Below are 26506 nucleotides of genomic sequence, written 5' to 3' on the forward strand. Positions count from 1 at the left end.
ACCCGGAGGAGCGGCCAGAGTCTTTTGGCCGCTCCTCAAAATGTTGACAAACTGCCGTTGTCATCAACTTCGGGGACATCGTCAGCCTGAAGCCATCGGCCGGCTGTTGCGGAAACACCGCTTCGTGCTTCGTGGAACCCTGGTGCCGTTAGACCAAAATCGGGCTGCCAACCTGCCGGTCATGGGACGTGCCTGAGGTATTCAGACCGGAAGCTTGCGGCCACGGCCCCACAACACAAAGAGCGACAGCGCGATCAGGATGATGTTTACCGGAAGCGCTTCAAACTCACCGCGGTAAATGTGGAAGGGGATCGCCAGGGCCTGCACCAGCGTCAATCCGGACGCGGCCCACAGGGTCAGGCGCGGCTTTATGCCAGTAAGCATTGGGGCAACCATGCCAATCGCTCCAAGAATTTCCGCGACACCGATGAACCGCGCCAGCGCCGGGGCATGACCTGGCCAGCCACCGAGCATCTCATCCAGTACCGGGATCGGTTGCGTCGCTTTCATTGCGCCGACCGCGCCATAGACAGCCAGCAACAGGATCTGGGCGGCCCACAATCCGATATTCAGTTTTTTCGATCCTGTAACCATTTCAAGTTCCTTCGTGATCTCTTCGCCGCCGCGGTTTCCGCTTGAGCGTTCCCAGGAGGGGTACAGGCTTTCGCATAATTCATCTATACGGTATAGTTTGGAATTACTTTGCATAATACGGGATAATTGATGCAGGCTGGAGGCAGACATGACCCTTGATGGAATCGATGTCTTTGTTGAGGTCGTCGATGCGCAGAGCTTTTCCAGGGCGGCGCGGCGTCTCGGCATGCCGACCACAACGGTCAGCGCGAAGCTGGCGCGCTTGGAAAAACAGTTGGGCGTAACGCTTTTGCACAGGACGACGCGCAAGCTGAATGTCACCGAGGCAGGGCGCAGATATTATGCGCACTGCGTCAGGGCGCTCAAGGAGATGGCAGCAGCCGAACAGGCCCTTGAGCAAGGTTCCGATGTGCCGACCGGACGTCTCAGGATCACCGCAACCGCGGAGCTGTCGCAAACACTTCTGGCGCCGATCATCAAACGCTACCTGGACCGCTATTCGCAGGTTTCGGTCGAACTGAATGTGTCCAACAATGTGCAAGACCTTATCGCGGAAAAGATCGATCTTGCGGTTCGCATCGGCGACCTCGCCGATTCAAGCCTGATAGCCCGCCGGTTCCTCAACATGCGGGTAGGGTTGTGGGCGAGCGAGTCCTATCTTGCCCAACATGGCGCACCTGTCTCGCTGTCCGATCTCGGGAAGCACAACCTAATCGGGATTGCCCAAAGGCCGAGGGAAGTTCCTCTGATCGATCGAGCAGGACAGACCCATCTGGTGACCATAGGAAACCATCTTCAGGTGGACGACCTGCAAACCTGCAAGGCGTTTATCGAGGCAGATCTGGGAATCGGACCGCTACCGGAATTCATATCGGCGACCCGCTGGTCGAATGTTCGGCTGAGACCTGTCCTCCCGGACCTCAAGACGGATGAATTCACGACCTATCTGGTCTATCCCCGGCAGAGTTTCGTGCCACCCAAGGTGCGTAAATTCATCGAGACAGCGCTCGAGGAAGCCTGAATTCAGTGCGATCATTCAATCGGGACACGTTTCAGGGACCTTTGGGGACGTTACGACGCTGAGAGCTGATCCAATTTGACGCTTGCTGCGACTGGGGCGGCAACCGAGGCAAATTCGCGCTCGGTCAGGGGAGGGGGCTGTATTTGGGGTTGAGCCTTTGCAAAGACGGTTTTACTGCTTACTCTAGCACGATTGGAGTTTTCCGTTTACGTAAAGGTCATTAGTTGCATGCCGCAGTTCGAATATGACGGGGTCAGGATCGCCTATCTGGATGAGGGGTCTGGTGACCCGATCCTGCTGATCCACGGTTTTGCATCCAACAAACAGGTCAATTGGCAATACCCCGGCTGGGTCGACCTTCTGGTCAAGGCCGGCCGGCGGGTGATCGCCATCGACAATCGCGGCCATGGCGAGAGCCAGAAATTTTATGATCCCGCTGCCTATGGTGCGCCGATCATGGCGGAAGACGCGCGGCATCTGCTTGACCATCTGGAGATAGAACAGACCGATGTCATGGGATATTCGATGGGCGCGCGGATTTCCGCGTTCCTGACGCTCAACCATCCCGGCCGTGTTCGCAGTGCAGTGTTCGGCGGTCTGGGGTACGGCATGGTCTCCGGTGTCGGCGATCCCGAGCCGATTGCCGCTGCCCTTGAAGCCGACCGTCTGCAGGACGTCTCTGATCGCACCGGCCGCGCCTTCAGGGCATTTTCCGACCAGACCGGTTCGGACCGGCGGGCGCTTGCAGCCTGCATGCGGTCCTCCCGGCAGAAGATCAGCGAAGCTGATGTTGCGCGAATCGAGCGGCCGGTTCTCGTTGCCGTAGGAACCAAGGACGATATCGCCGGATCGCCTCAGAAACTGGCGGATCTCATGCCACATGCTGACGTTCTGGATATCCCGGGGCGCGACCACATGGTGGCGGTCGGTGACAAGGTCTACAAACAGGGCGTTCTGGCGTTCCTGAAAAGTGTGGACGTTTGAGGAGCTTCATGGATAGCGGTCACACGGGAGATGTCATGGACCCGGAACGCATTGAATTTCAAGGCGCCGAGAACAACAGGCTGGTTGCCGACCGCTACGGGGAGGGCGGTCAGCCTGTGGTCATGCTGCATGGCGGTGGTCAGACGCGGCACTCCTGGGACGCCGCGTCCCGGCGGATCGCCGGTCTCGGTCATCCGGTCTATGCTCTCGATCAGCGTGGGCACGGCGAGAGTGACTGGGTTGAAAGCGGCAACTACGGCTTTTTCGATTTTGCGCAGGACCTCACCGCCGTAACGCGGCAGGTCCAGGCCCGTCACGGGGCGAGGCCCGTCGTCGTCGGGGCGTCACTCGGCGGTTTTGCCGGCATGCTGGCCGAAGGCCGGGTGAATACGGGCGGTCTGGCGGCGCTGGTTTTGGTGGACATCACACCGCGGATCGACATGGGCGGCGTCAGCAAGATACTCGGTTTCATGGGAGACCGGGTCGAGGAGGGCTTCGCGAGTGTCGAGGAGGCCTCGGACGCGATCGCACGCTATCTGCCGAACAGGGCGCGGCCGAAAGACCTTTCCGGGCTCTCCAAGAACCTGCGCCTTCATGACGACGGGAGGCTGCGCTGGCATTGGGACCCGGCGTTCCTGCAATCGCGGCAGCATCAGGACGCCGAAGTGTCGGCATCGGTGCAGGAAGAAGTGCTGGCCGCCACCTCCAATCTCACCCTGCCTGTCCTGCTCATTCGCGGACAGAATTCGGAATTGGTCTCCCTGGACCATGTCCGGGAGTTTCGTGAGCGGGTCCCGCATGCAAGGTTCACGGATATCCGCGACGCCGGACATATGGTTGCCGGGGACAGGAACGACGTCTTCGCCGCCGCCGTTGAGGAGTTTCTGCTCGATCTGAAAGCCGGCGCAGCGATTTCCTGAGTGGCAAAATGAATTTTATCAGGTGCTTGTGACAGACACTTGAGAAGTTGAATCCGCTATGCGGCGTTCAAATTCCGTTGAACTGCGGCGTACGTTTTTCCAGGAAAGCCTTGCACCCCTCCCGGTAGTCTTCACTGTTGACGCAGATGCGGGCATTGGTCTGGGCAACGCTCAGGTCGGCGGCCTTCGCCGGCCGCGCCAGGTGGTCCAGGGCGTGTTTGGCCGCCTTGAGCGACAATGGCGCGTTTGCGGCAATTCGTTCACACATGGCCGCGATGCGGCTGTCCATACCGGCATCCTCCACGACTTCGTTGATCAGACCCATCGTCAGGGCCTCATCCGCCGGAACGCGATCTGCGGTGAACAGCAGGCGCTTGGCATTGGAAACGGAGACGGCTTCCAGCAGATCGGAGAGCGCTTCGGGCGGATAGGCAAGGCCCAGTCTGGCCGCCGGTATGCTGAAGAAGGACGACCGGGCCGCAATTCTGATGTCGCACGCAAGGGCAAGACCCAACCCGCCTCCGAGACAAGGCCCGTGGATGGCGGCAATCACGGGTACCGGAAGGGTCTTCAGGGATTGGAAGGCAGCCACGTTGATATCGTCGTAGCGCTGTGCGGCATCCGATGTTGCGCGAATGGCCTCGAATTCCGATATATCCGCCCCTGCGCAGAAACTCTTGCCCCCGGCGCCCCTGACGATGCAGACACGGACGGCAGGATCCTTGCGGACAGTCTCCATGAGGTCGGGGATACGCTGCCAGGCGGCGAGAGGAAGTGCATTTTTCCTGTCTTCGGCGTTGAGGAGCAACTCGGCCACCGGACCGTTGACGCTCAGGAGCGGATTGGCCGGGGCTCCGGTCTGTTGGCTGGCAGTCGGCATCATTCGTCCTCGACGGTTCACTCTGAAATTGGAAGAAGCTGGAAATTTTAAGATTTCAACGTTCATAACAAGGGTTCATATCTGATATCAGCAAGTTTGATTTTGGAAAATCAGACGACAGTCCTATTTTAGGGCTTGAACGTGACGGCTTGAAAAGGAGACAGGCCATGTCGGCACCCATCAGCAAGTCCGACCCGAAGCGGGTTGTGACCCATGATCCCGTTTGGCAGAAGCTGCGGGAAGAGGCACAGGAAATGGTTGCCGCTGAGCCGGCCCTGTCGTCTTTCGTCTATGAAACGGTTCTCAATCACGAGAGCCTGGAAGAAGCCGTCGTCCATCGGCTCGGAGACCGTCTCGGCAGGGACATCGTTTCGGCATCGCTGATCCGCCAAACCTTTCTGGAGGCGCTGGCGGACCAGCCAGAGCTCGCCGAGATCTTCCGCGTCGATATCGTCGCCGTCTTCGACCGCGATCCCGCCTGCTTCCGCTACCTGGAGCCGGTTCTCTATTTCAAAGGCTTCCACGGCCTTCAGACACACCGTCTGGCACATTGGCTCTGGCGGAAGGGCCGCCAGGATTTTGCCCTCTACCTGCAAAGCCGCGCCTCCGAGGTGTTCCAGATCGACATTCATCCGGCGGTACCGGTCGGGCGCGGTATTTTCATCGACCATGGCACCGGCATCGTCGTCGGTGGGACGGCCGTTATCGAGGATGATGTCTCCATCCTGCAGGGCGTCACGCTCGGCGGGACCGGCAAGGCGGGCGGCGACCGTCATCCGAAGATCCGTCACGGTGTCCTGCTTGGTGCCGGTGCAAAGGTTCTCGGCAATCTGGAGATCGGTCACTGCTCGAGGATCGCGTCCGGATCGGTGGTTCTGGCGGACGTTCCCGCGAACACGACGGTTGCCGGTGTGCCGGCTAAAATTGTCGGCAAGGCGGGGTGCCCGGAACCGGCCCGCAGCATGAACCAGCTCCTGGGCGATGACGTGGGCCGTCCGGACTGAATATCAGGAAGACGGGGATAGACGGCGGAAAAGCTTTGGCATTTCCGTCCGGTCTTGTAGGGTCCGCGCCGCATATGCAGAATAACGAAGACTATTAGGAGATCGCCTTGAAACCCGATGAAATCCGCAAGATCGAAGCTTACCTTCGTTCGAAATTCGAGTTGGCCAGCCTGCAGGTGCGTGCCCGTCCGATCAAGGACGACTCCGCGGAAGTTTATATCGGCGACGAATTTATCGGTGTGATCTTCCGGGACGACGAGGACGACGATCTCAGCTGGAACTTCCAGATGGCTATTCTGGAAATCGATCTGGAGAGTTGATGCCGGGTTGAAGTCAGTCCGGACAGGAATACAGGCGGTCCTCTGCAAGGGCCGCCTTTTTCATGAAATGGTTGTCCCTGTGGTCAGACGCTCCCGCGATCCGCGTTGGTGCCGATTATCGTGTCCTGAAAGTGTCGATTTTCTGAAGGATTGCAGTGTCCAGTTGCCGCCACTCGGGCAGAAGCTTGCGCGCGAACCGGTATCGCAGTTCAAGTCCCGAGGTCAGCACAACGGCGCGATTGCAGACAGTATTATCCGGCTGTGAAGACTGCCTCAGACAACGGGCGATGAACCCGTTCTGGACCGACGGATCGTAGACGATCAGCTCTGTTCCGGATCCGCCGTGCGATGACAGGTTGAGGATCTTCAATCCATTGGGGCCGGCCAATTCTCCACCCCGGGCAAGGCGGCGATAAAACGGGTCCATCCGGGCGCGAAGGCTTCGCCTCCCGGGATTGTGTTCCAGTTCGATCTGTATCGTGCTGCCGATTCCGGGCTGATTGCTCATCCCGGCGGGTTGAAACCTTCCACTGTGAAGGCCGGGACTGTCCAGTCCGGGCCAGATCATGGCAAGACGCAGACTCCTGAACCGGTTGTCCGTTCCGGACGATTGCCGGCGTGCGCCGGCAAGATACTTCGGTGGAATGCGGAACTGTCCCGGCCCCACAGTCAGGAAAACCGGCTCGTCTCCGGACGCCGCGGTTTCGGTGCCCAGCCAGACCTTTGACCAGAACGTCACCCGGTCGGCAATATGGGCCGCGCCGACAAGGCAGATCGCCAGTACGAGAAATGTAAAGCCGCGGGTCCGGCCCCCGATCGGGGCGGGAAGCGAGAGCGGTATCACCGGCCGCTCCGGCATGCGAAAACTGCACGGTTCTGGGACACCTTGTCCTGAATTGGGACAGACGTCCCGCTCAGGGATGGTTCCGTTATTGGCCTGAGTGGCGGTTTGTTGCGGGTTACGCCCATTTGCCCTTCCGGCACAGTCTTTGCTCTTGACCCTTTAGGATTTCTTAATCACTTTCCAGATGGAAGGGTTAACAAGGGGTTAACGGGTGTGTTTTTTAACCTACTTCTCGTTGGATACATCGCGTGCGCCGGGTTTGTGGCCGCAGGCGTGCTCGGCAGTCTCCATCAACTGATCACCAGAGAGCCGCCGCGCTTCAATTTCGCGGGTGAGACGGTCATGGCGTTTCTGACGGGGGTCGTCATGTGCATCTTCGCCGGGCCGTTCATCATCATGCGCAACGCCATCCGAGGACGGCGTATCGAAAACCGGCCTCTTGGCTGGCTCGTCGCGTCTTCCACAATCGCTGGAATGTGGAGCATGTGTTCGGGCATCATGGTGATGAATGTCGCCATGATCCTGGTCGGCTACTCGTGAGGTTTCATGCCGGTTTTCGATCTTGACGGCCGCAGGCCAAGCTTTCCCGACAGCGATGAATACTGGATTGCACCGACTGCCGTGCTGATCGGGGATATTCGCCTGCAGGAAGAGGCAAGCGTCTGGTTCGGGGCCATTCTGCGCGGTGACAATGAACCCATTACGGTCGGTTCCCGCTCGAATGTGCAGGACGGCTGCGTTTTTCACACTGATCTTGGATTCCCGCTGACCATAGGCGCTGGCTGTACCATCGGCCACAAGGCCATTCTTCACGGCTGCACGATCGGCGACAATTCCCTTGTCGGCATGGGTGCCACCATTTTGAACGGTGCGGTGATCGGTCGGAACTGCATTGTCGGCGCAAACGCACTTATCGGCGAAGGCAAGGAAATTCCCGACAATTCTCTGGTCGTCGGCATGCCGGGAAAGGTTATCCGGACGCTGAGCGAAGAGGCGGAAGACGGTTTGCGGAAATCCGCCGAAGGCTACGTCCGCAACTGGCGGCGCTTCAAGGCCGGATTGAAAGAGATCTGAACACCCAGCCATTGCCGGAAAAGGCGGAAGCCGGCCTGCGGGGGGCGGGCCGACTTCCTGGATCCGGTCGTGGTAGGGATGGGGAGGGTGGGGACGCGACCGGATCGTCCTAGCGGTTCGGCGAGCCGAACCAATCCCTATTCTGGTGTGGCCGCAGCAGCCCTATCTGGACACGCTGCTGACCGTTGTGACGCGCGTGTCGGATATTCCCGTCCAGATTACGGTTGAACTGGCCGACTGGCGTTTGATGTAGCGGTAAGGTGTCGAATACCAGGGCAGCACCGCCTCGATCTGATTGTCTAGGATCACGTCGCCGTGGTCGGTTCTGACCGTCAGCACCGCATGCCCAGAATTCTTGACGTCCTTGGCGACGGTTATCAAAAGTGCGCTTCTGGGCCAGCCCGCCTCGACAAGCACGCGCTGTTTCTCCAGAACGTATTCCTCGCAGTCGCCGTAATCCTCGACCGGATAGGTCCAGCGTTCCGGTTCGCCGAAGAGATCCTCGTCGGTCATGGGCCGGACGCGCCGGTTGACCTCTGCATTGATTGCGATGAGTTCCTGCCAGCGGGCTTCGTCCAGACGTACGACAACCGGGTCATAGCTCTCTGTCGGGCAGGCCCAGGCGTTGTCGCGGCAGAACTGCCTGTGGCCGATGGGTGCCTTGACCACTGTGTTCATTTCCATGAAACGGCCGGGTTCGGCACTGGCGGCAGTCCCTGTCAGCAGGGTCATCGGCATCGCCATTGCAGATACTATCAAGATATTTCGAAGTAGTTTCATCATTACGCCCTCCCCAAGGCTGACGTAACGATGCATGTTTGCTTTTTACTTCAAGAAAATCTTGGTAGTAAAATAGTAATAGAATTCTACTTTTGTTTTATGTAAGTTCTATTTTTATTCTATACTTGTTTTATTTAAACTGTCATCGAATTTTCCTAAAATTGGACATATCCTCCACAAGTGCCTGAAATATTTGAGGTGTCCTGTTTCCGGGGCGGAAACTGACCTGGGATCGAGGACGCATAACTTGCCGTTCCCCACGCATTGCAGGTCCATTTCGCGGCCTTGAAGCCGCAAAAGATTTTTAGGGCTGGCCTGAAAAAAAAAGGTCCAACCCGGCAAAATTTCGAGGAGGACCGCATCACAAGGCGTGAAGAGGCGGTTCGGGCGGAACGCTGCAACAGGGACAGGAGGGCGCGCGGGGCAAACAAACCCGCTATCCAAAGTGTATTGCGCTTAAGCGGATTCATGGTTGCGGGAAGACACCGAGGCGGCGTTTGCAGAGCAATTGCGTTCGGGCGATTTCATGAATTCAATTTAACGCGGCGGTCTCCAGGGTCCGTACCCTAAAGGTGGGTGAGACGCCAAGATCGAGCGGCAGTCATCAATTGTCGCCGGAAGACGAGATATGCTGTTCCAGAATGTTACGGTTCTGAACCGCGGCAAACTCCACCGCGATGCCGCCTTCGATAGGCCGGACGACTCGCGCACGCATCTTGCCAAGGGTGATCGCGTCGCCCATGTGCGGCATGATTTCCGTCGCGATTGCAGCTCCGGACAGGGAAACGTCAACAATCCGGACCATGTGCTCCGAACCGTCCGGCAGGATCATTCTGGTCATCGGGTTCTTCGGCACGAAGCGATCGTGACGGCGGTCTTCGGGAAGATTGAGCTCGTCCCTGTTGGCGAGCCAGGTCAGGACATTGGCGATCTTGTCACGCTTGCGCGCCGTGTTCCGCAGTTCAACGGCAAAGCCGCCATCGATCAGGCGGGAGATACGCCCTTCCACACGGCTCAGATGGTCGAGATAGGCAATCACGCGTTCGCCGACGCGGCCTGTTACAGGCGTGATCATCGCCATTCCGCCGGGAGACATGTCGATTACCTGGCAGGGATACTCGCGGCGGTCCTCAAGCATGAACCGGCCCAGAATGTTGACCTGAACCCGTTGATGCCGCCGGCGATCAGCGGCTTGAAGCGTTCTGCTTCCCTCTGGTTCTGTTGCCACTCCGGCGCCCATGCCTGTTTATCCAATACCGTGCGGGATCCGCACTGCCTCCGGCCGGGAAAGGATTCCCGGTATTTCCATCAAGTACTGTAGGCAGTTGAGGTTAACGATGTGTAAGAGATTAGGCCCCGTGCCGCTCAGGTCCAGGCTGCGGGGGCATAATTTTTTCATTCTGGGAGTAAATTGAAAGGAAGGCAGAAGGAACGGTTGCAATAACGAATAAAAATTGAAATTTTTCGGAGCGCAACCTTTGCATGCCTGTCGTTCAGTTCCGGCACTGCCGGTTCGGATCGTTCGAACCAGCAGCGCGGCAGTGGTTTGTCGCCGGCGTTACGACTTGCCGCCGGAATACACAGTCAGATGTCCGACTTTCTTTTCGGCTCCCCGGGGGAGCGTCGGCGGTGGCATGGTCATACCTTCCGCGGTGAAGCGCGGAAGTATCGGATTGATGGTCGACCGTTCTTCCATGAAATACGGCCGTTCGTCGGGCCAGACCAGGCGCAAGCTGCTAATGGACTGGTTGAGGATCGGATGCAGTCCGATCCAGTAAGGCTTTTCCATCGGCGTGCAGCTTCCCAGAATGCGGATGCGTCCTTCGCCGGGTACGTTGAGCGGTACCAGCAGCATTTCCATCTGCAGGACCTGGCCGCGTTCCGCCTGACCGTTTACCCCGATGACCGCCGCAGCGGCATCTTCGGTGATGGCGGCGATCAGGCTTTCAAGGGCTTCCCGGTCCTTGGTGCTCCAGCCGCGCAGAAAATTGCGGCCCTTCAGCTCCCGGCAGTGTGCGGAGCACAGGCGGGTTCCGGCGAGGCGATAACGGACATCCTGCGGACTGTTTACCTCAAGAATGAATGTGTCCCCCAGAAGGCCGCGAATTTCGCCCGGATCGACTTCGCTGCGATTGGGGGCGGGGCGCGCGCCGCGCAGATTGTCCCAATAGGAATAAAGAGTTTGCGTTACGCCGTGTTTCATCTTGTTTCGCCTCTTCGCCAATCTTTCGTCCGGTGTTTCGTCTCAAGACACTGCCTGTTTCAAAACGGGACGAATGTTCTTCCCTGTTCGTTTCTGAGTGATGCTAAGCAGGCGGCATGCCAAGTCGGCGGGTTTAGGTTTTTCCTGAGTTCGGGCCGATTTATTAAGGTTAAAATCCGGTAAAGCTTGTTTCGGGCTGCGGTTACTGACAGCTTAAGGTTCTGTTCACGATCAGTTGCGGGTGGGAGGAAGCCGCCGTTTTTCAGGCTGCGAACCGGAAGAAATGGCCGCATAAGGCTCTCCGGGAAAAACAGACGCCGGAAAACCCGTGAACGACTTACCTGAGCCGGACGTGTGGGGACGCGACCGTTTCATGGGGGGCAGGGCGAAGCGCTGGTCATCGATCTGGTGGCCGGCGCTTCGTTTTTTCTCTTGTGCCGAGGAAGGTTGATTATGACGCGTCTGATGCCCATTCCTGTCTGCAGGCGAGGCGCATCGCGCATTCGGCCGGACGGAGATAAAATGTCCATCGGCGCTTCAGAAGCGGTCAACCTTTCTGCTGTCATATGAGGGGATGTGAAAGCAGGTTGGTCTGGAAGACAAAACAGTCAAAGGCACAGGGTTCATGAACGTCTACAAATTCGATGAGGAGCGCGCCCGGCGTGAACAGGCCGCAAAGGAAACGGGACCTCGCCCGCCGTCCGCGCCGCCTGTGTTCAATCTTCCTGACGTCATCATCTGGCTCGGAGGAGCGATGATCGCAATCCATGTGCTGCGCGCTTATGCCCTGCCGCAGAGCTGGGACAACTGGATCGTCTACCTGTTTGCCTTCTGGCCGGCCAAATATGCCGCGTTCTGGGGTTTGACCCCGCTCGATATGGCGTCCAGCATCTGGAGCAGCGTCTCCTACAGCCTGCTACATGGCGGCGCTATGCATATCATTTTCAATCTGCTCTGGATGGCGATCTTCGGCAGCGCAGTCGCGCGCCGGTTCGGTGCGATGCGGTTTCTTGTCTTTTCTGCCCTGTGTTCGATCGGTGGGGCCGCCGCGCATCTGGCGACCAACTGGGGCGAAACCGCACCGATGATCGGTGCCTCGGCGGCGGTATCCGGCCAGATGGCGGCGGCAATCCGGTTTGTTTTCGAACTTGGCGGTCCGCTCGGGGCTTTCCGCCGGTCCGATCAGGCTGCCTATTACGTTCCTGCCCAGCCGCTGGCCGAGTGTTTTCAGAATCGGCAGGTGCTGGTGTTCGTTGCGGTATGGTTCGGGCTGAACCTTTTCTTCGGCATCATGAGCGGTCCGGTTGCCGGGCAACCGGCCAGCGTCGCATGGCAGGCGCACATCGGCGGATTCATCGCCGGCCTGGCGCTCTTTCCCCTGCTGGACCCGGTTCCGCAACGTCAAAATTAGCCGCTCGTCGCCTCAACGGTTTGCGTAACCGGTTTTTTTTGCAATGATATGCGTCCCCCGTTCGATACGGGCCGGTTGATGCCATGGGAGAGATGCAAAAATGACCGTTGCCGCAATCTTGAGTGGAAAAGGCCATGACACGATCACTGTGCGCAGTGAAGTGTTGTTGAGCGAAGTTTGTGAAACCCTGGCGAAGTACAAGATCGGTGCCGTCGTTGTTTTCGACGGCAAAGAGGCGATCGAGGGCATTGTGTCCGAGCGCGATATCGTGCGTGTCGTGGGAACGCAGGGCGACTCGGCGCTCAAGCTTCCCGTTTCCAACGTCATGACGAAGGATGTCATGACCTGCACGGAAGAAAACAGTGTCAACGAGGTGATGGCACGCATGACCCAGGGCCGGTTCCGGCATATGCCGGTGGTCAAGGACGGCAAGCTTACCGGTGTGATCTCCATCGGCGATGTGGTCAAATTCAAGATCGCGCAGGTCGAGCTCGAAGCCGAACAGATGCGCAGCTACATCACCATGGCCTGACAGCAGGTCAGGAAGAGGCCGGTCTGCGAGACCGGTCTCTGCCTGCCTTTTTCAGTCCTTTGACGGGCTTCGATCAGCTTTTTCCGTAGACGTCTTTCGGATCATAGACCTTGTCCACGGCGACCTTTTCCAGGCGCAGGGGGCCGGTTTCCGGTTTGACGATCTTGCGATAGAAACACGACCTGTAGCCGACATGACATGTGGCGCCGTTCCCGGCGACGGAAACCTTGAGCACCAGCGCATCCTGGTCGCAATCGGTCAGGATTTCATGGACGCTCTGGACTTGTCCGGAGGTCTCGCCTTTTTTCCAGAATTCCTGCCGGGAGCGGCTCCAGTACCAGGCCTCTCCGGTTTCGACGGTGCGCTTCAGGGCCTCGGCATTCATGTAGCCGACCATCAGCACTTCACCCGTCGCGACATCGGTGACAACTGCTGCGATCAGGCCGTCTGCATCATACTTCGGCATCAGAAGGGTGCCGTCCTCGACCGCCTTCTTGTCGCCGCGCTCGGCAAATTCAATTTGACACATTCGGGAAAAGCCCTTGCCAGAAGAATAGATCGGCAGGGGCGGGTAACTTAGACGCCCTTGCCGCGCACCAGGGTCATGAATTTGGCCTGTTCGGCCGGTTCGTCCTGGAAAACGCCGGTGAATTGGGTGGTGATCGTGGAGACCCCCGGTTTCTGAACGCCACGCATGGTCATGCACTGATGCTCTGCTTCCAGCATCACGGCCAGGCCGCGCGGCGCCAGCGCGTCGTCAATGACCGATGCCACCTGCGCCGTCAAGTTTTCCTGAGTCTGGAGGCGCTTGGCGAAGATGTCGACAACGCGGGCGAGCTTCGACAGTCCCACGACCCCATCCGCCGGGTAATAGGCGATATGCGCCTCTCCGATGAAGGGCAGCATGTGATGCTCGCAGTGCGAATGAAACGGAATACCGCGCACCAGCACGATATCCTTGTAGCCGCCGACATCCTCGAAAGTCCGGGACAGGTGTTCCGCCGGATCCTCGAAATACCCGCTGTAGAGCTGGCTCAGTGCCTTGACGACCCGCTTGGGCGTATCGACAAGGCCCTCGCGGTCCGGATCGTCGCCCGTCCAGGCAAGGATCGTGCGCACGGCGGCCTCCGCCTCTTCCCGGCTCGGACGTTGCAATTCGTCGGGGGTCTTGCGTTCAAACGGTTTGGCAACCGGCTTGAGGACGGCGTCCATGGAAATCCTCGCAATATTACTTTTGTCACTCGTCATACGGCGCTCGTTGGTGCACGGATCATGACGCCCAATCCTAAAGATCGGGTTTTCAGGCAACCAGCCCTATCATACTCCGTCCAAAGACCAACTCACAGTCTGCGGGCGGCGCGGGCCGGTTGCAAGCGCGTCTGCGTCTCATGCAATCACCGGCTGCGACCACTCAGCCCCTTGCGAAATTGCCGTGGCGTCTGATCTATATATATGAAAGATGTGCGCCATCAATGTGTCGCGTATCACAGGCATTCACGAAGAGGCGAGTATGCTCGACGATATCTACAACGCCAGGATACTGGAATTTGCCGGAAATATTCCGCGGATCGGCCGTCTGGAGCATCCGGACGCGAGCGCGAAAGCGCATTCCAAGCTCTGCGGTTCGACTGTTGTCGTCGATCTTTGCCTGAAGGACGGTGTGGTGACGGATTTTGCGCATGACGTGAAGGCCTGCGCGCTCGGTCAGGCCTCGTCTTCCATCATGGCGCAAAATGTCGTCGGGGCGAGGGCAGAGGAACTGCGCGAGGTGCGCGACACCATGCGGGCGATGCTGAAGGAAGGTGGAAAGCCGCCGGCCGGACGGTTCGCCGACCTTAAATTTCTTGAGCCGGTGAGAGAATACAAGGCCCGCCACGCTTCAACCCTTCTGACGTTTGAAGCTGTCGTGGATGCGCTCGATCAGATCGAGGCGAAACAGAAAGAAGGAGGCGCCGCGGCCTGACGCCAACGCGGCCCGCTTTGCTAAAGCATGTGTCCCTCCCCGAAAACCGCTACCGTCCCTGACAGGCCACTCTCCATCGCGGGACGGGGCGCGATCTGGCTGATCTGGATCTACCGCCATTCCCTGTCGCTTTTCATGGGGAGGGGCTGCCGTTACGCGCCGACCTGCTCGGATTATACCGAGCTGGCCATCCGCAGGTTCGGCTTCTGGACCGGGGGCTGGATCGGACTGGCGCGGATTCTCCGATGCAATCCGTGGGGGGCTTCGGGGTTTGATCCCGTGCCGGAGGCCTTGCCTGAAGACGCGCATTGGTGGATGCCCTGGCGATACGGCCGCTGGAGCGGTGGACACATTCCCGAGGAACATCGGCTGGACTGATCTGCCCGTTAAGCTTGTATCCGTCTTTGCCGCAAATCAGTTGACGTTAAGGAAGGTGAGTGCGACGCTCTTTCCATCAACGGGAGAGCGGAACGGCACATGGACGCTTGCGACTTCCATTTCGTGATGATCAAGCCGACGCATTATGATGATGACGGCTATCCGATCCAGTGGCTGCGCTCGGCCATTCCCTCCAACACGCTTGCAAGCCTGAACGGCCTGGCGCAAGCCGCAAAGGACCGCCACGCGTTGGGGAAAAACGTCCGGATTCATCTCGAAACCTATGACGAAACCAACAAGCGGGTGCGGCCGCAAAAGATCGCGAAGGAAATCCGCAGGCGGGGTGGCAAGGCCCTGATCGCTCTTGTCGGGGTTCAATCGAACCAGTTTCCACGGGCTCAGGATCTCGCCCGCAAATTCCTGAAGGAAGGTCTGCAGGTCGCCGTTGGCGGGTTTCATGTCTCCGGCTGTATCTCCATGCTGGAGGAGATGCCGGAAGAAATGCTCCGCCTGCAGGAAGAGGGCGTCAGCCTGTTTGCCGGGGAGGCGGAAGAACGACGACTGGATCAGGTTTTCCGCGATGCCTTCGCCGACGATCTGCAGCCGCTCTACAATTTCATGGCGGATCTGCCGTCGCTTCAGGGAGAGCCGACGCCGATCCTGCCGCTTAAACATATCCGCTTCACAGCCGGGTCCCACTCCAGTTTCGATCTCGGCCGGGGCTGTCCGTTTCAGTGTTCCTTCTGCACCATCATCAATGTTCAGGGGGGCAAGAGCCGGTTTCGCTCGGCTGACGATCTGGAACAGATCATCCGGGACAATTATGCCCAGGGCATCAACCGGTTCTTCATCACCGATGACAATTTCGCCCGCAACCGAGACTGGGAGCCGCTGTTCGACCGGCTGATCGCCCTTCGGGAGGAGGAGCGGTTCGACATCAAGTTCATCATCCAGGTGGATACGCTCTGCCACCGCATCGAGAATTTCATCGAGAAGGCGGCGCGGGCCGGGGTGAACCGCGCCTTTATCGGTCTGGAGAACATCAATCCGGACAATCTGCTGGCCGCCAAAAAGCGCCAGAACAAGATCACCGAGTACCGGGAGATGCTGCAGGAATGGCGCGCGCATGGCGTGACCACCTATGCCGGCTACATCATCGGCTTTCCCGGCGACACGAAGGAATCGGTGCTGCGGGATGTCGAGATCATCAAGAAGGAACTGCCGCTCGATCTGCTTGAATTCTTCTACCTGACGCCGCTTCCGGGATCGGAAGACCACAAGGTGCTGTTGTCGAAAGGGATCTGGATGGACCCGGATCTCAACAAGTACGATCTCAATCACCGGGTGGCCCATCATCCCCGGATGAGCGACGCCGACTGGGAGGAGGCATACCGGCAGGCCTGGAAGAGTTACTATTGCGACGCCCATATCGAGACGGTTCTGCGCAGAGCCGCTGCTCACAAGAAGGGCCGGCCGGGCAACAAGCTGTTCCTGATGATGTGGTTCCGGCTGATGGTGCAATGTGAAGGCGTGCATCCGCTTGAGGGCGGCTATTTCCGTCTGAAAGTCCGCACGGACCGGCGCAGCGGGCTGCCGGTCGAAAACCCTCTGGTGTTCTATGCGCGCTATCTTCTGGAAATCGTTGCAAAGCACTGGGCCTATGCCTCCGCCACCTGGCGGGTCTACAGGATCTACAGGAAGGTCAAGTGCTCGCCGGACCGGCGCAGCTATACAGATCTGGCGATCTCGCCCATGGACGGGACGGGAGAAGAGGATCTTGCGATGATCCGCGACACGCGCGGCGGCACGGAAGCCGTTGCCAAGAAAATCCGCGATGCGGCCTTGAGCAAGGCGGGGAAAGACCGGGCAAAAGCGGCCTCGTAGCAAGAGGTTCTGGAAGAAGGAACGCTCCCTGATCAGCCCCGCGCGATGGCGCTGAAAAAAATCTGTTACAGGCTTGAAAACCGAAACATTGCCTGTGAGTTCGGTGTATTCGGCAAAGACTGTCGACAGGTTGCGGAGAAGGCACAACGTCGGCATCGGCACCGTTACGGGCCGTCGCCAATCATGGATGGAAACCGGGAGCGTGCCCCGGGCGATCTTGCCGAAAAGGATATAGTCCGGGAGCGGCTCATCCGTTTGTTTGTCCGCCGGCTCGAAGTCAGGTGAACGCCCGCGGATATAAAACATAAGGAAACCTTCGGAAAAGGTTGCCGGATTATCCTGAATCCCGTATTCCCGGCCCGTTGCCATTACCCAAAACAGCTTACCTGCCTTGTCTGCAGGAGTGAGCAGGAGAAAAACGATGATCCAACTGACTTTCCCCGACAATTCCGTGCGCGATTACGAAGCAGGCATTACCGGTCTTGCTGTCGCCGAAGGCATCTCCAAGTCGCTCGCCAAGAAGGCTGTAGCAATGACCTTGGACGGGGAGCTGAAAGATCTCACCGACCCCATCGGTACCAACCACAAGATCGAGATCGTCACCCGCGACGACCCGCGCGCGCTGGAACTTATCCGTCACGATGCTGCCCATGTGATGGCCGAAGCGGTGCAGGAGTTGTGGCCGGGTACCCAGGTCACCATCGGTCCGGTGATCGAGAATGGCTTTTATTACGATTTCAAGCGCGTGCATCCAGACAGCGGCGACGACTGGCCCTTCACGCCTGAAGAGCTGCCGGTTATCGAAAAGAAGATGCGCGAGATCATCGCGCGTGGCGCGCAGTTCACCAAGGAAATCTGGTCCCGCGAAGAAGCCAAGCGCTTCTTCGCCGCCAAGGGCGAGGCCTACAAGGTTGAACTTGTCGACGCGATCCCCGAAGATCAGGAACTCAAGATCTACAAGCAGGGCCAGTGGCTTGACCTGTGCCGTGGCCCGCATATGGTTTCCACCCGGCAGATCGGCGACGCCTTCAAGCTGATGAAAGTTGCCGGCGCCTATTGGCGCGGCGATTCCGACAACGAGATGCTGACGCGCATCTATGCGACGGCCTGGCATAACGAGAAGGAATTGAAGGCCTATCTTCATATGCTGGAGGAGGCTGAAAAGCGCGACCACCGCAAGCTCGGCCGGGAAATGGATCTCTTCCACTTTCAGGAAGAGGGACCCGGCGTCGTCTTCTGGCATCCGAACGGCTGGGATATGTTCCAGACGCTCATCGCCTACAAGCGGCGTGTCCTGAAGGATACCTACAAGGAAGTGAACGCGCCGCAGATCCTGCACACCTCGCTTTGGGAAACTTCCGGTCACTGGGGCTGGTACAAGGAGAACATGTTCTCCGTGCAGTCCGCCGACCCGGAGGCGGAGGACACACGTGTCTTCGCGCTGAAGCCGATGAACTGCCCGGGGCATGTACAGATCTTCAAGCACGGCCTCAAGAGCTACCGTGACCTGCCTCTGCGTCTGGCCGAGTTCGGCGTTGTCCACCGCTACGAGCCTTCAGGCGCGTTGCACGGGCTGATGCGTGTGCGCGGCTTCACTCAGGACGATGCGCATGTGTTCTGCACCGAGGAGCAACTGGCGGACGAGTGCCTCAAGATCAATGACCTGATCCTCTCGGTCTACAAGGATTTCGGTTTCGACGAGATCGTCGTCAAACTGTCGACCCGCCCGGAAAAGCGTGTCGGCACCGACGAGATGTGGGACCATGCCGAAGAGGTGATGGGCGCGGTTCTCAAGCAGATCGAGGCGCAGTCGGAAGGCCGGGTGAAAACCGATATTCTGCCGGGCGAGGGCGCTTTCTACGGACCGAAATTCGAATATACGCTTCGGGACGCAATCGGCCGCGAATGGCAGTGCGGAACGACCCAGGTCGATTTCAACCTGCCGGAGCGCTTCGGCGCTTTCTATGTGGACAGCGACGGCGAGAAGAAGACGCCGGTGATGATCCACCGGGCGATCTGCGGCTCCATGGAGCGGTTTCTCGGTATCCTGATCGAGAACTATGCCGGTCATTTCCCGCTATGGTTCGCACCGTTGCAGGTCGTCGTGGCGACCATCACCTCCGAGGCCGATGCCTACGGTCAGGAAGTCGCAGATCTTCTGAAGGCCAGGGGCCTGAAGGTGGAAACCGATTTCCGCAACGAGAAGATCAACTACAAGGTTCGCGAACACTCGCTCGCCAAAGTGCCCGCAATTGTCGTCTGCGGCATGCGCGAGGCGGAAGAGCGGACGGTGAATGTCCGCCGTCTGGGGTCCAAGGACCAGACTTCCATGGGGCTCGACGAAGCGTTGGCGGCCTTTGCCGAGGAAGCTCTGCCGCCGGATCTGAGATAGGCGTCCTTTTAACGGTTCGCGGTAAAACATGCAGCTCGCGGAATGCCCTTTGACGAGGGCATTCCGACTTCGGATGAAGGCAGGCCGATCTTCGATGTTCGGCCGTCATATTCATGATACACTGTGTCTGGTAATGGGTTCCAAATTTACCAGAGCAAGATCAGGTTCAAGACGACCGCCGTGCGCCACACCGAATTCAGCTATGCCAATCCGGAACAGCCTCCGCTCAAGCGTTGGACAATTCGGGCGATCGAAGGTCTTTCGGGCCGCCGGCAGCTTGTCGATGTCTATGATGTCTGGAAAGACACCATGGTCGGCACGTCGGAATATATCTGGAACGATCTTCTCGGGCTGATCAATCTGAATGTGTCCGTCGCCGACGGCGATTGGCCACCGCAGAACCTGCCGGAAGGTCCGCTGGTTCTTATCGCCAACCATCCCTATGGAATAGGCGATGGTCTGGCGATCCTGGCGCTGGCCGAGAAACTGGACCGACCGTTCAAGATTCTGATCAACAACGAACTTCTCAAGGTTCCGGAGGTCCGGCCGTTTTCTCTTCCCGTGGATTTCGAGGAAACCAAGGAAGCCTTGAAAACCAATATGCAGACCCGCAAGGAGGCTCTTCGCCTTCTAAAGGAAGGCACGACGATCATCGTGTTTCCAGGGGGTGGGGTCGCGACCGCAGCCAAGCCCTTCGGCCGGGCGCAGGAGCTGCCGTGGAAGACCTTCACGGCCAAGATGATCCGGTCCTCCAGAGCCACCGTTCTGCCGCTTTATTTTGATGGCCAGAACTCCTGGCTGTTCCATCTGGTGAGCAGATATTCGCTCACCCTGCGCCTGTCGCTGCTTGTGCGTGAGTTCCGCCGCATCATCGGATCGGTGATAACCGCCCGCGCCGGGCAACCCATACCGTTCGAAACCCTTTCCGGCTTCGCGGACCAGAAGGAAATCATGGATTTCCTGCAAACACAGGTCATGGAAATGGAACCGGCGAAAAAGGCAGACCGTGTGCTCGGGCGGCGCCTGTAAGGCAATCGGAACAGATGTCATGGCGGCGCGCATTTGCGCGGCGGAGGTCAGTTGCTCGACACTGTGTCCTGCTGACCTGCCAGTTCGGCCATGCTGGTGACCACTTCCACTTCGCGGTCTTCTCCGGGAGAGACTTCAAAGGTGTGCAGGTATGTGCGGCCGTTGTTGCGGGCGATCGCTTCGTATTCTCCCTCCGCCAGCACGAAGTCCGGGAAGGCACCAGTGGCTTCCACCACGATGTCGCCTCCGGGGCTCAGCACGGACCAGGTGGTGTTGGCGATGGCTTCTCCGCCGCGTTCGTTGACCAGCTTCAGGGTAATGTCCGCGGCCTTGTGGAATATGGTCGCTTCGGTGAGCTTGCCCGGGAGCACCTGAATATCGGCGCGTATCACTGCGTTCACGTCGCCATAGCGGCTGACGACATGATAGGTGTCGGCGGAAAGCCGGACGATGGAGCCCGGTTTGACATTGCTGGCGATCAGGTCGCGCTCGCCGCGCTCGTCAAATTCCCTGCCGAAAACGTCGAAGGAGACGATCCGGTCGTCGAGATCTTCGCCATCCTTGAGGGCCGCGCCGAACTTGATGCCGCCTGCATTGAGGGTCAGCATCTTCGACTGGACTTCCTTGCCGATGACGATCCGGTTTGTCGCCTGGGCGAAACCGTAGGCGGTATGGACGAGATAGGTACCTGGATCGAGACGAAATTCCGCGTCGCCGCCCTGGGAGGTCGCAACCAGTTGAAGCCGGCCGTCGGTATTCGTGGTCTCTGAGTAGATGCGCCAGATCAGGCCGTCATTCAAAGGCGTACTGTCCGGCGTGAGTTTCGCCATCAGATAGAGGGCACCCTGGTCCAGACCCTCGGCGATGCCCGTCGTTGCGGAGCGTGCGGGCGCATAGGGGACCAACGTGTCGGAAAAGAGCGGTTCCGGCTCCCGGTCGAGCAGATTGATGATCGGCTCCTCGCGGGACGTGGAGGGGGCGTTCGGATCGGGCTTGGCCGCAGGCGGAAGAGGCGTCGGCAGGGATTGCGCGTGTGCAGTCAGACCGCTGGCCGACAGCAGGCAAGCAAACAGCACCAACGGAAGCGACACACTTCTGATCATGTGACGTGAGAGACCCAACCAGCCCGAGACAAATCCTGCGTTCAACATGCCCACTTCATTATCATTTTTATCCGACAGAAAAACCCGTCTTTTGAGTCGAAAGCCCTTTTTCCTTATTGGGACCGAAAATCGGGCAAATTCAAGACCGCGTGAGGATAACGGCCAGTCGCCGCGGAATATGACCTATATTCCTGCCTTTATGGAAAGCGTGCCGCCAATCCCGGCGCCCCAAACGTCTGTTGCCGCAGTTGAACGAAGCAACGTGTGCAAGGACCCCAAACCTCCCGTCGTGTCGCCGGTAGAAGTTGACAAATATGGTCAATCTAATAGGGGGTTGGTTTCAAACGCGACTATCTGGACAGGATACCTTCATGGCGAGCTTTCAAACCGGTTCTCCCGAGACCCTTGAGTTCCTGAGAAAACGGCGCTCCCATCCTTCGGTCACCATGACCGGGCCGGGACCTGACGACGGGCAGATCAAGGACATCCTGACCATCGCCGCGCGCGTGCCCGATCACGGCAAGCTGACGCCCTGGCGCTTCGTGCTGTACCGGCCGGAGCAGGGGGAGCGTATCGGTGTCTGGCTCGCAGAGCTGTGCAAGCGCAGGAACGGTCCGCTCGGTAAGGACCAGCTCGAAAAGGAACTCACCCGTTTCACCAGAGCGCCGCTTGTGGTCGGTGTCCTGAGCACGGCCGCCGAACACCCGAAGATACCTGTTTGGGAGCAGCAACTCTCGGCGGGGGCTGTGTGCATGAACCTGGTGACGGCTGCAGCCGCGTCGGGTTTCGTGTCGCAATGGCTGAGCGAATGGTACTGCCTCGACGAGGAGGCCGCCCGGTATCTCGGCGCCCGCGATGGTGAGAGGTTCGCCGGGTTCGTTCAGATCGGCACGCCGACCCAGCCGCCTTTCGAGCGTCCACGCCCGGAACTTTCGGATTTGATCACCAACTGGACGGAGTCTCAGTAGCCTATGTTTTACGAAACGGAAAAGAACGATCACGGCCTTCCTCACAATCCGTTCAAGGCGATTGTCGCTCCGCGCCCGATCGGCTGGATTTCCACGCTGGACAAGGAAGGGCGGTCCAATCTCGCGCCATATAGCTTTTTCAATTGTGTCAGCGACCGGCCACCGATCGTGCTGTTTTCCTCCACTGGCTACAAGGACAGCGTCGCGAATGTGGATGCGACCGGTGAATTCGTCTGCAACATGGCGAGCTGGGACCTGAAGGACGAGATGAACGTGTCCTCCGCCGCCGTGCCTCATGAAACATCGGAGTTCGACCTGTCCGGTCTTGAGATGGCGCCCTCCAGAATGGTCAATGCCCCGCGGGTGGCAAAAGCGGTGACTGCGCTTGAGTGCAAGCATCTGCAGACAATGCATCTTAAGGGCCTCGACGGTGCGGAAACCGGCAGCTACATGGTCATGGGGCAGGTGGTCGGCGTTCACATCGACGACAGTGTCATCGTCGACGGCCGGGTTGATGTCACCCGCTACAAGCCGCTGTCGCGCCTTGGATATATGGACTACGCCGTCATTTCCGAGGTCTTCCAGATGGGCCGGCCCAAATCATAGCAGTCGAGAACTGCCGGCGATTTCCGGTTTCGGAATTCCGCAGTACTGCGCAGATAGATCTGGAAAAGACGCCGCAACTGACGGCGTCTTTTTCATTTTGGGTTGCCGACTCACCGGAACCAGCGGTATTTCGGTTTCGCGGCAGATTCTTTTGGATGTCTTTTTCCCAAGAAAAAGTCCGGATGGTCTCTAGATGTCCACAAATCCGGCGGTTTACATACGTAGAATTCCGCAGGCAGAATTAAATAAGAAACGCCTGTAGTTGCTGCTCCCATCATCTGTGTGTTGTTAAGGTATTGTTAACCTTTTGGGCGTGAAGTGAGCGTTAGGTTAACAAAGTCGTAATTTTAGTTCCGTCGAGGAGACAGGGTCATGCTTATCGCTGACACCACCTCGATCGCGTCTCGGATCGAGCTAGCGTTTCAGTCTGCGAGTAGTTCAACAGGAACGTCATTCGACTACCTGGTGAAAACCGCTGCACGGGAATCTTCGTTCAATCCTGCGGCCAAGGCGAAAACCTCAAGCGCGACCGGGCTGTTCCAGTTCATTGAATCGACATGGCTGGAAACGATGAAAGAGGCCGGTCCGAAGCACGGACTGGATAAATACTCCGATCAGATCACGCAGGGCAAAAACGGCAAGTTTTATGTCAATGATCCACAGATGCGGCGCGAAATTCTCGATCTGCGCAAGGATCCCGAAATCTCGTCCATGATGGCGGGGGCGCTGACACAGAAAAACGCCAGTTACCTTGAGCGCAGAATTGGACGCGAGCCGACAGACGGCGAGCTCTATATGGCGCATTTTCTCGGAGCGCACGGCGCCAGCAAGTTGATTGAAACAACGGCCGCCAAGCCGGACATGCGGGCTGACAGTGTGTTTTCCGCTCAGGCAAGAGCGAACAAACCGATCTTCTACAATCGCAACGGCACCGCCCGATCGATGCAGGAGGTCTATGAAGTCATTGTTTCAAAGCATGATGCGGTGACAATGATCGCGGAAGTCAGCGGCAAGAAGAACCTGCGGACTTCCGGGGCGCTCACGAGCGTGGCTGCCTTGCCGAACGCCAAACCGGACGGCGGCGTACCGGGTCTCGACCCGAGTTCCTTCGATCATCTGGCGGGCGATCCGGCTGCTGCTTTCGCCATGCGCTCCAAGCCGTCCACACCCGTGCAAATGGCCGCCGCGAACGAGGCAGCGCAAGCGCTTGCCGGCGGAAACTCACCGGAATTCGCGCGGGCGCGTCTTGACCTTCCCGACACCCGTTCCGGCCGGTCCGCGGGCCCGGCGGCGAGCGCGGTTTTCCTTCAGGAAGAACGGGTTGCGGCAACGCCCGTTGGCTCATCGCCTCAGGGTCCTGCTGGCGAGTCCATCAATGGGGGCGCTGCGGATGCGGCCATGACACGCGTGCTGTCGGCTTTTCAGGCGACTGAAACCGTCAATCCGTTCGAAGCACTCTTTCGCAATGACGATGCCTCCACCAACGCGGAGGTCAATAACCGGTTTGCGTCCGCATTCGCGGCTGTCGATGAAGTGGCACTCTTCAGCGGGATGACCGGTGCTTCCAACCAGGTGGCGGCCCAGGAACTTGCATTGGCCAACCAGGGAGGCCCGCTGGATCTCACGCGGTTCCTGCGCCTGAAGGCGGAAGAGGAACAAAAGGATCTGCTGCCGCCTGCCTGATCTCCGGGATCCGGCACCCTTGTGAAAATTATGGTGAACCGATCGTTAAGCCTTTGATGTCAGGATAACATCCGACACTTGGGAAGATTGTTTTACCGCCATGACCGTACACGACATTCTACAGCTCAATAACAACGACGAGTGCTCCCTGGATATCCAGGCCGCGCAGGAATTCGCGGAGCGCTGTCTGGCAGCGGAGCCCGGTAGCCGGGACTGGAGCAGCATGGTTGCGGCTTTGACAATTCTTCTGGATGACCCGAGCCGGGGCGTGCGCAAGGCAATTGCGCAGGTTCTCGCCAGCAGTTCGTATGCACCGGCCCATGTGGTGCGGTGCCTCGCGGGCGATGTCGATGAAGTCGCGGCTCCCATTCTCAAGTCCTCTCCGATCCTGACAGACGCGGAGCTGGTGGATCTGTTTGCCGAAGGCAGCGATGCCGTGCAATGCGCCATAGCGGAGCGGACCGGGCTGCCGGCGCCCATCTGTGCTGCGATTTGCGAGGTCGGCAGTGAAGTTGCCTGCCGGATTCTGCTGCGCAATACCAGCGCGCGGGTGCTGCAATCCTCGCTGCTGCGTCTGGCGCAGCGGTTCGAACACCGGCCGGACATTTGCGATGAACTCTTGAAGACACGGGATCTGCCGCTGCCGACCCGCTATGAACTGCTCATGCGGCTTGCCGAGAACCTGGACGATCATCCGATCGTTCTGGAGCGGGTGCCCGAACATCAAAGAGAAACATTTCTGAGTGACGCCGAGGACAAGGTGGTGCTGCGTCTGGCGCTGGAAGCCAGCGTTGAGGATCTGTCCGATTTCGTCGAACATCTGCGCCTGGGAGGCAAACTGACCACTCGTCTGCTGCTGCGCGCGGTATGCTGTGGCCGCTTGCGGTTCTTCGCCGCTGCTCTTGCCAATCTGGGCCAGGTGCCGCTGCCGCGCCTGTGCAGTCTGCTGATAACGGTCCGGCGCTCGGCCCTGCAGGCAATGCTGCGCAAGGCCGGTCTGCCGCTCAGGGCGCATCAGGCATTCCTGCTGGCCATCGACATTGCCCGGCAAGCCGATGCCGACTTCACATACGATCTAGCGCTCGACGAAGCCAGAATGCTGACGGAGACCCTGCTTGCTGAAATGCAGGACGGGGCGCTCGGAGCCGATGAGGACGTCACCGCATTTCTCCGGCGGTTTGCCATCGACGTCGCCCGGCTGGAAGCGCGCCTGCTGCTCAAGAACGGCGGACTGCTGGCGACAGCGGCGGCCTGAGCGGGTCCGGGAAGAAATTCAGTTTTTAAAGATTGCAGACAGGAAGCGGGTTACTCGGGGGCTTCGGGAAACTGATCCAGAAACTCGCCGGTAACGGTCTTCAGGGTTTCCAGCAACTGGACGCCTGTCGTGTTGCCGTCGTCCTTTGCGCCTTCCTTGACCATCGCCCGGATGGCTTTCACATAGCGTTCGGCCAGATCCAGCGGCAAGGCGGCGGGGGAGGGCACGGTCTCTATCAGATGGCAGAAGCTGGCAGCCGCTTCGCCGACCAGCGGAAAGCCGAGGGTCAGAGCCTGGCCCTTGATGTTGTGCGCCGCCTGAAACAGCGTCGCCAGCGTCTCTTCGGACATGCCTTCTGCTTGCACGGCTTCCCAGGCGCCCGTCAGGGCGAGGGTTTCGTTGTCCATCCAGGTGCCGAAATGCTGGGAAAGACGGTACATCGCATCCTCGGCAGCCTTCACCGGATCGAATTTCCTCGCCTCACGCGGTGTCAGTTCACGCACCTTGCTGCGCAAATTGTTCGGCGGTGACAGGATTTCATAATTCTGATCCTTGGCAGTGTCGGCCATGTCAGTTTTCGTCCTCGTCTGCGGTGATGCAAGGGAGTGAGCGTGAACGGCTCCCGTGAGCGCAAGTATGGTCAATCATACTTAACAGGGTCTTGCCTCTGTGCATTTT

Annotated in this window: 28 protein-coding genes; 18 read left to right on the plus strand and 10 right to left on the minus strand. The window is 58.8% G+C overall.

Translation table 11 applies throughout. The features are described from left to right. Positions 1 to 201 precede the first annotated feature (201 nt). Positions 202 to 594 carry a DoxX family protein gene (locus OA90_RS21665; RefSeq protein ID WP_068417418.1) on the minus strand — a complete coding sequence of 131 codons (393 nt, stop codon included), beginning with the start codon at positions 592 to 594 and terminating at the stop codon, positions 202 to 204. 148 nt (positions 595 to 742) lie between these two features. Here OA90_RS21665 and OA90_RS21670 point away from each other — a divergent pair, with 148 nt between their 5' ends. From OA90_RS21670 to OA90_RS21680, 3 genes are all read left to right on the plus strand, one after another. Further along, a complete protein-coding gene (locus OA90_RS21670) occupies positions 743 to 1615 on the plus strand; it encodes a LysR family transcriptional regulator (RefSeq protein ID WP_068417421.1) in 873 nt (290 codons plus the stop codon). Positions 1616 to 1843: 228 nt separating this feature from the next. Continuing rightward, positions 1844 to 2599: an alpha/beta hydrolase gene (locus OA90_RS21675; protein WP_068417424.1), complete on the plus strand. Its 756-nt coding sequence runs from the start codon at positions 1844 to 1846 to the stop codon at positions 2597 to 2599. 35 nt (positions 2600 to 2634) lie between these two features. Then, positions 2635 to 3519, plus strand: a complete 885-nt coding sequence (locus OA90_RS21680; RefSeq protein WP_068417589.1) for an alpha/beta hydrolase — start codon at positions 2635 to 2637, stop codon at positions 3517 to 3519. 67 nt (positions 3520 to 3586) lie between these two features. On the opposite strand, the gene OA90_RS21685 is transcribed toward OA90_RS21680, so the two are convergent. Continuing rightward, positions 3587 to 4402, minus strand: coding sequence for an enoyl-CoA hydratase-related protein (locus tag OA90_RS21685; RefSeq protein ID WP_208986245.1), 816 nt, complete (start codon positions 4400 to 4402; stop codon positions 3587 to 3589). A gap of 164 nt (positions 4403 to 4566) precedes the next feature. Between OA90_RS21685 and cysE the strand changes: the two genes are divergently transcribed. After that, positions 4567 to 5403, plus strand: coding sequence for a serine O-acetyltransferase (cysE, locus tag OA90_RS21690; protein ID WP_068417426.1), 837 nt, complete (start codon positions 4567 to 4569; stop codon positions 5401 to 5403). 107 nt (positions 5404 to 5510) lie between these two features. After that, positions 5511 to 5723 carry a DUF3126 family protein gene (locus tag OA90_RS21695; protein ID WP_068417431.1) on the plus strand — a complete coding sequence of 71 codons (213 nt, stop codon included), beginning with the start codon at positions 5511 to 5513 and terminating at the stop codon, positions 5721 to 5723. A 115-nt stretch (positions 5724 to 5838) separates the two neighbouring features. Here the strand turns inward: OA90_RS21695 and OA90_RS21700 are convergent, their stop codons facing one another. Next, entirely contained in the window at positions 5839 to 6582 is a 744-nt protein-coding gene (locus OA90_RS21700; RefSeq protein WP_068417434.1) for a hypothetical protein, read from the minus strand. A 198-nt stretch (positions 6583 to 6780) separates the two neighbouring features. Between OA90_RS21700 and OA90_RS21705 the strand changes: the two genes are divergently transcribed. Continuing rightward, positions 6781 to 7107: a hypothetical protein gene (locus tag OA90_RS21705; RefSeq protein WP_068417438.1), complete on the plus strand. Its 327-nt coding sequence runs from the start codon at positions 6781 to 6783 to the stop codon at positions 7105 to 7107. Positions 7108 to 7113: 6 nt separating this feature from the next. Continuing rightward, positions 7114 to 7641 (plus strand): gamma carbonic anhydrase family protein, encoded by a 528-nt coding sequence (locus OA90_RS21710; RefSeq protein WP_068417441.1) that lies wholly within the window; start codon positions 7114 to 7116, stop codon positions 7639 to 7641. A gap of 162 nt (positions 7642 to 7803) precedes the next feature. On the opposite strand, the gene OA90_RS21715 is transcribed toward OA90_RS21710, so the two are convergent. The 3 genes from OA90_RS21715 to OA90_RS21725 all read right to left on the minus strand — a co-directional run bounded on the left by OA90_RS21715 (position 7804) and on the right by OA90_RS21725 (position 10624). Further along, positions 7804 to 8373: a transglutaminase-like cysteine peptidase gene (locus OA90_RS21715; protein WP_082837205.1), complete on the minus strand. Its 570-nt coding sequence runs from the start codon at positions 8371 to 8373 to the stop codon at positions 7804 to 7806. A gap of 652 nt (positions 8374 to 9025) precedes the next feature. Next, positions 9026 to 9661 (minus strand): PilZ domain-containing protein, encoded by a 636-nt coding sequence (locus OA90_RS21720; protein ID WP_068417444.1) that lies wholly within the window; start codon positions 9659 to 9661, stop codon positions 9026 to 9028. A gap of 318 nt (positions 9662 to 9979) precedes the next feature. Next, positions 9980 to 10624 carry a PAS domain-containing protein gene (locus tag OA90_RS21725; RefSeq protein ID WP_068417448.1) on the minus strand — a complete coding sequence of 215 codons (645 nt, stop codon included), beginning with the start codon at positions 10622 to 10624 and terminating at the stop codon, positions 9980 to 9982. 625 nt (positions 10625 to 11249) lie between these two features. Here OA90_RS21725 and OA90_RS21730 point away from each other — a divergent pair. Together OA90_RS21730 and OA90_RS21735 are read left to right on the plus strand one after the other, a co-directional pair. Then, positions 11250 to 12035, plus strand: coding sequence for a rhomboid family intramembrane serine protease (locus tag OA90_RS21730; RefSeq protein ID WP_068417454.1), 786 nt, complete (start codon positions 11250 to 11252; stop codon positions 12033 to 12035). Between the two features lie 100 nt (positions 12036 to 12135). Beyond that, positions 12136 to 12567, plus strand: a complete 432-nt coding sequence (locus tag OA90_RS21735; protein WP_068417457.1) for a CBS domain-containing protein — start codon at positions 12136 to 12138, stop codon at positions 12565 to 12567. A 73-nt stretch (positions 12568 to 12640) separates the two neighbouring features. On the opposite strand, the gene hisI is transcribed toward OA90_RS21735, so the two are convergent. Further along, positions 12641 to 13096 (minus strand): phosphoribosyl-AMP cyclohydrolase, encoded by a 456-nt coding sequence (gene hisI, locus OA90_RS21740; RefSeq protein WP_068417460.1) that lies wholly within the window; start codon positions 13094 to 13096, stop codon positions 12641 to 12643. Between the two features lie 47 nt (positions 13097 to 13143). Further along, the gene (gene folE, locus OA90_RS21745; RefSeq protein ID WP_068417463.1) at positions 13144 to 13779 is read right to left on the minus strand and encodes a GTP cyclohydrolase I FolE; all 636 of its coding nucleotides are present in this window, start codon (positions 13777 to 13779) and stop codon (positions 13144 to 13146) included. Between the two features lie 298 nt (positions 13780 to 14077). On the opposite strand from folE, the gene OA90_RS21750 reads away from it, so the two are divergent. From OA90_RS21750 to OA90_RS21775, 5 genes are all read left to right on the plus strand, one after another. Then, positions 14078 to 14530 (plus strand): iron-sulfur cluster assembly scaffold protein, encoded by a 453-nt coding sequence (locus tag OA90_RS21750; RefSeq protein WP_068417597.1) that lies wholly within the window; start codon positions 14078 to 14080, stop codon positions 14528 to 14530. Positions 14531 to 14557: 27 nt separating this feature from the next. Further along, complete coding sequence (yidD, locus tag OA90_RS21755) at positions 14558 to 14908, plus strand: membrane protein insertion efficiency factor YidD (protein WP_068417465.1); 351 nt, start codon at positions 14558 to 14560, stop codon at positions 14906 to 14908. A gap of 99 nt (positions 14909 to 15007) precedes the next feature. After that, entirely contained in the window at positions 15008 to 16792 is a 1785-nt protein-coding gene (locus tag OA90_RS21760; RefSeq protein ID WP_068417467.1) for a radical SAM protein, read from the plus strand. A 421-nt stretch (positions 16793 to 17213) separates the two neighbouring features. Continuing rightward, on the plus strand, positions 17214 to 19184 hold the full coding sequence (gene thrS / locus OA90_RS21770; protein ID WP_068417474.1) for a threonine--tRNA ligase: 1971 nt from the start codon (positions 17214 to 17216) through the stop codon (positions 19182 to 19184). 180 nt (positions 19185 to 19364) lie between these two features. Continuing rightward, on the plus strand, positions 19365 to 20213 hold the full coding sequence (locus OA90_RS21775; protein WP_068417477.1) for a lysophospholipid acyltransferase family protein: 849 nt from the start codon (positions 19365 to 19367) through the stop codon (positions 20211 to 20213). 47 nt (positions 20214 to 20260) lie between these two features. Here OA90_RS21775 and OA90_RS21780 read toward each other — a convergent pair whose 3' ends face one another. Continuing rightward, complete coding sequence (locus OA90_RS21780) at positions 20261 to 21364, minus strand: hypothetical protein (protein ID WP_208986246.1); 1104 nt, start codon at positions 21362 to 21364, stop codon at positions 20261 to 20263. A gap of 323 nt (positions 21365 to 21687) precedes the next feature. Here OA90_RS21780 and OA90_RS21785 point away from each other — a divergent pair, with 323 nt between their 5' ends. From OA90_RS21785 to OA90_RS21800, 4 genes are all read left to right on the plus strand, one after another. After that, positions 21688 to 22284: a nitroreductase gene (locus tag OA90_RS21785; RefSeq protein ID WP_068417481.1), complete on the plus strand. Its 597-nt coding sequence runs from the start codon at positions 21688 to 21690 to the stop codon at positions 22282 to 22284. A gap of 3 nt (positions 22285 to 22287) precedes the next feature. After that, positions 22288 to 22890, plus strand: coding sequence for a flavin reductase family protein (locus tag OA90_RS21790; protein ID WP_068417486.1), 603 nt, complete (start codon positions 22288 to 22290; stop codon positions 22888 to 22890). A gap of 372 nt (positions 22891 to 23262) precedes the next feature. Further along, positions 23263 to 24573: a transglycosylase SLT domain-containing protein gene (locus tag OA90_RS21795; protein ID WP_156510595.1), complete on the plus strand. Its 1311-nt coding sequence runs from the start codon at positions 23263 to 23265 to the stop codon at positions 24571 to 24573. Positions 24574 to 24673: 100 nt separating this feature from the next. Beyond that, positions 24674 to 25828, plus strand: coding sequence for a DUF2336 domain-containing protein (locus OA90_RS21800; protein ID WP_068417489.1), 1155 nt, complete (start codon positions 24674 to 24676; stop codon positions 25826 to 25828). Positions 25829 to 25878: 50 nt separating this feature from the next. Here OA90_RS21800 and OA90_RS21805 read toward each other — a convergent pair whose 3' ends face one another. Next, positions 25879 to 26397 (minus strand): Hpt domain-containing protein, encoded by a 519-nt coding sequence (locus OA90_RS21805; RefSeq protein ID WP_068417492.1) that lies wholly within the window; start codon positions 26395 to 26397, stop codon positions 25879 to 25881. Positions 26398 to 26506 lie beyond the last annotated feature (109 nt).

Source organism: Labrenzia sp. OB1, assembly GCF_001624695.1.
Classification (GTDB): Bacteria; Pseudomonadota; Alphaproteobacteria; order Rhizobiales; family Stappiaceae; genus Roseibium.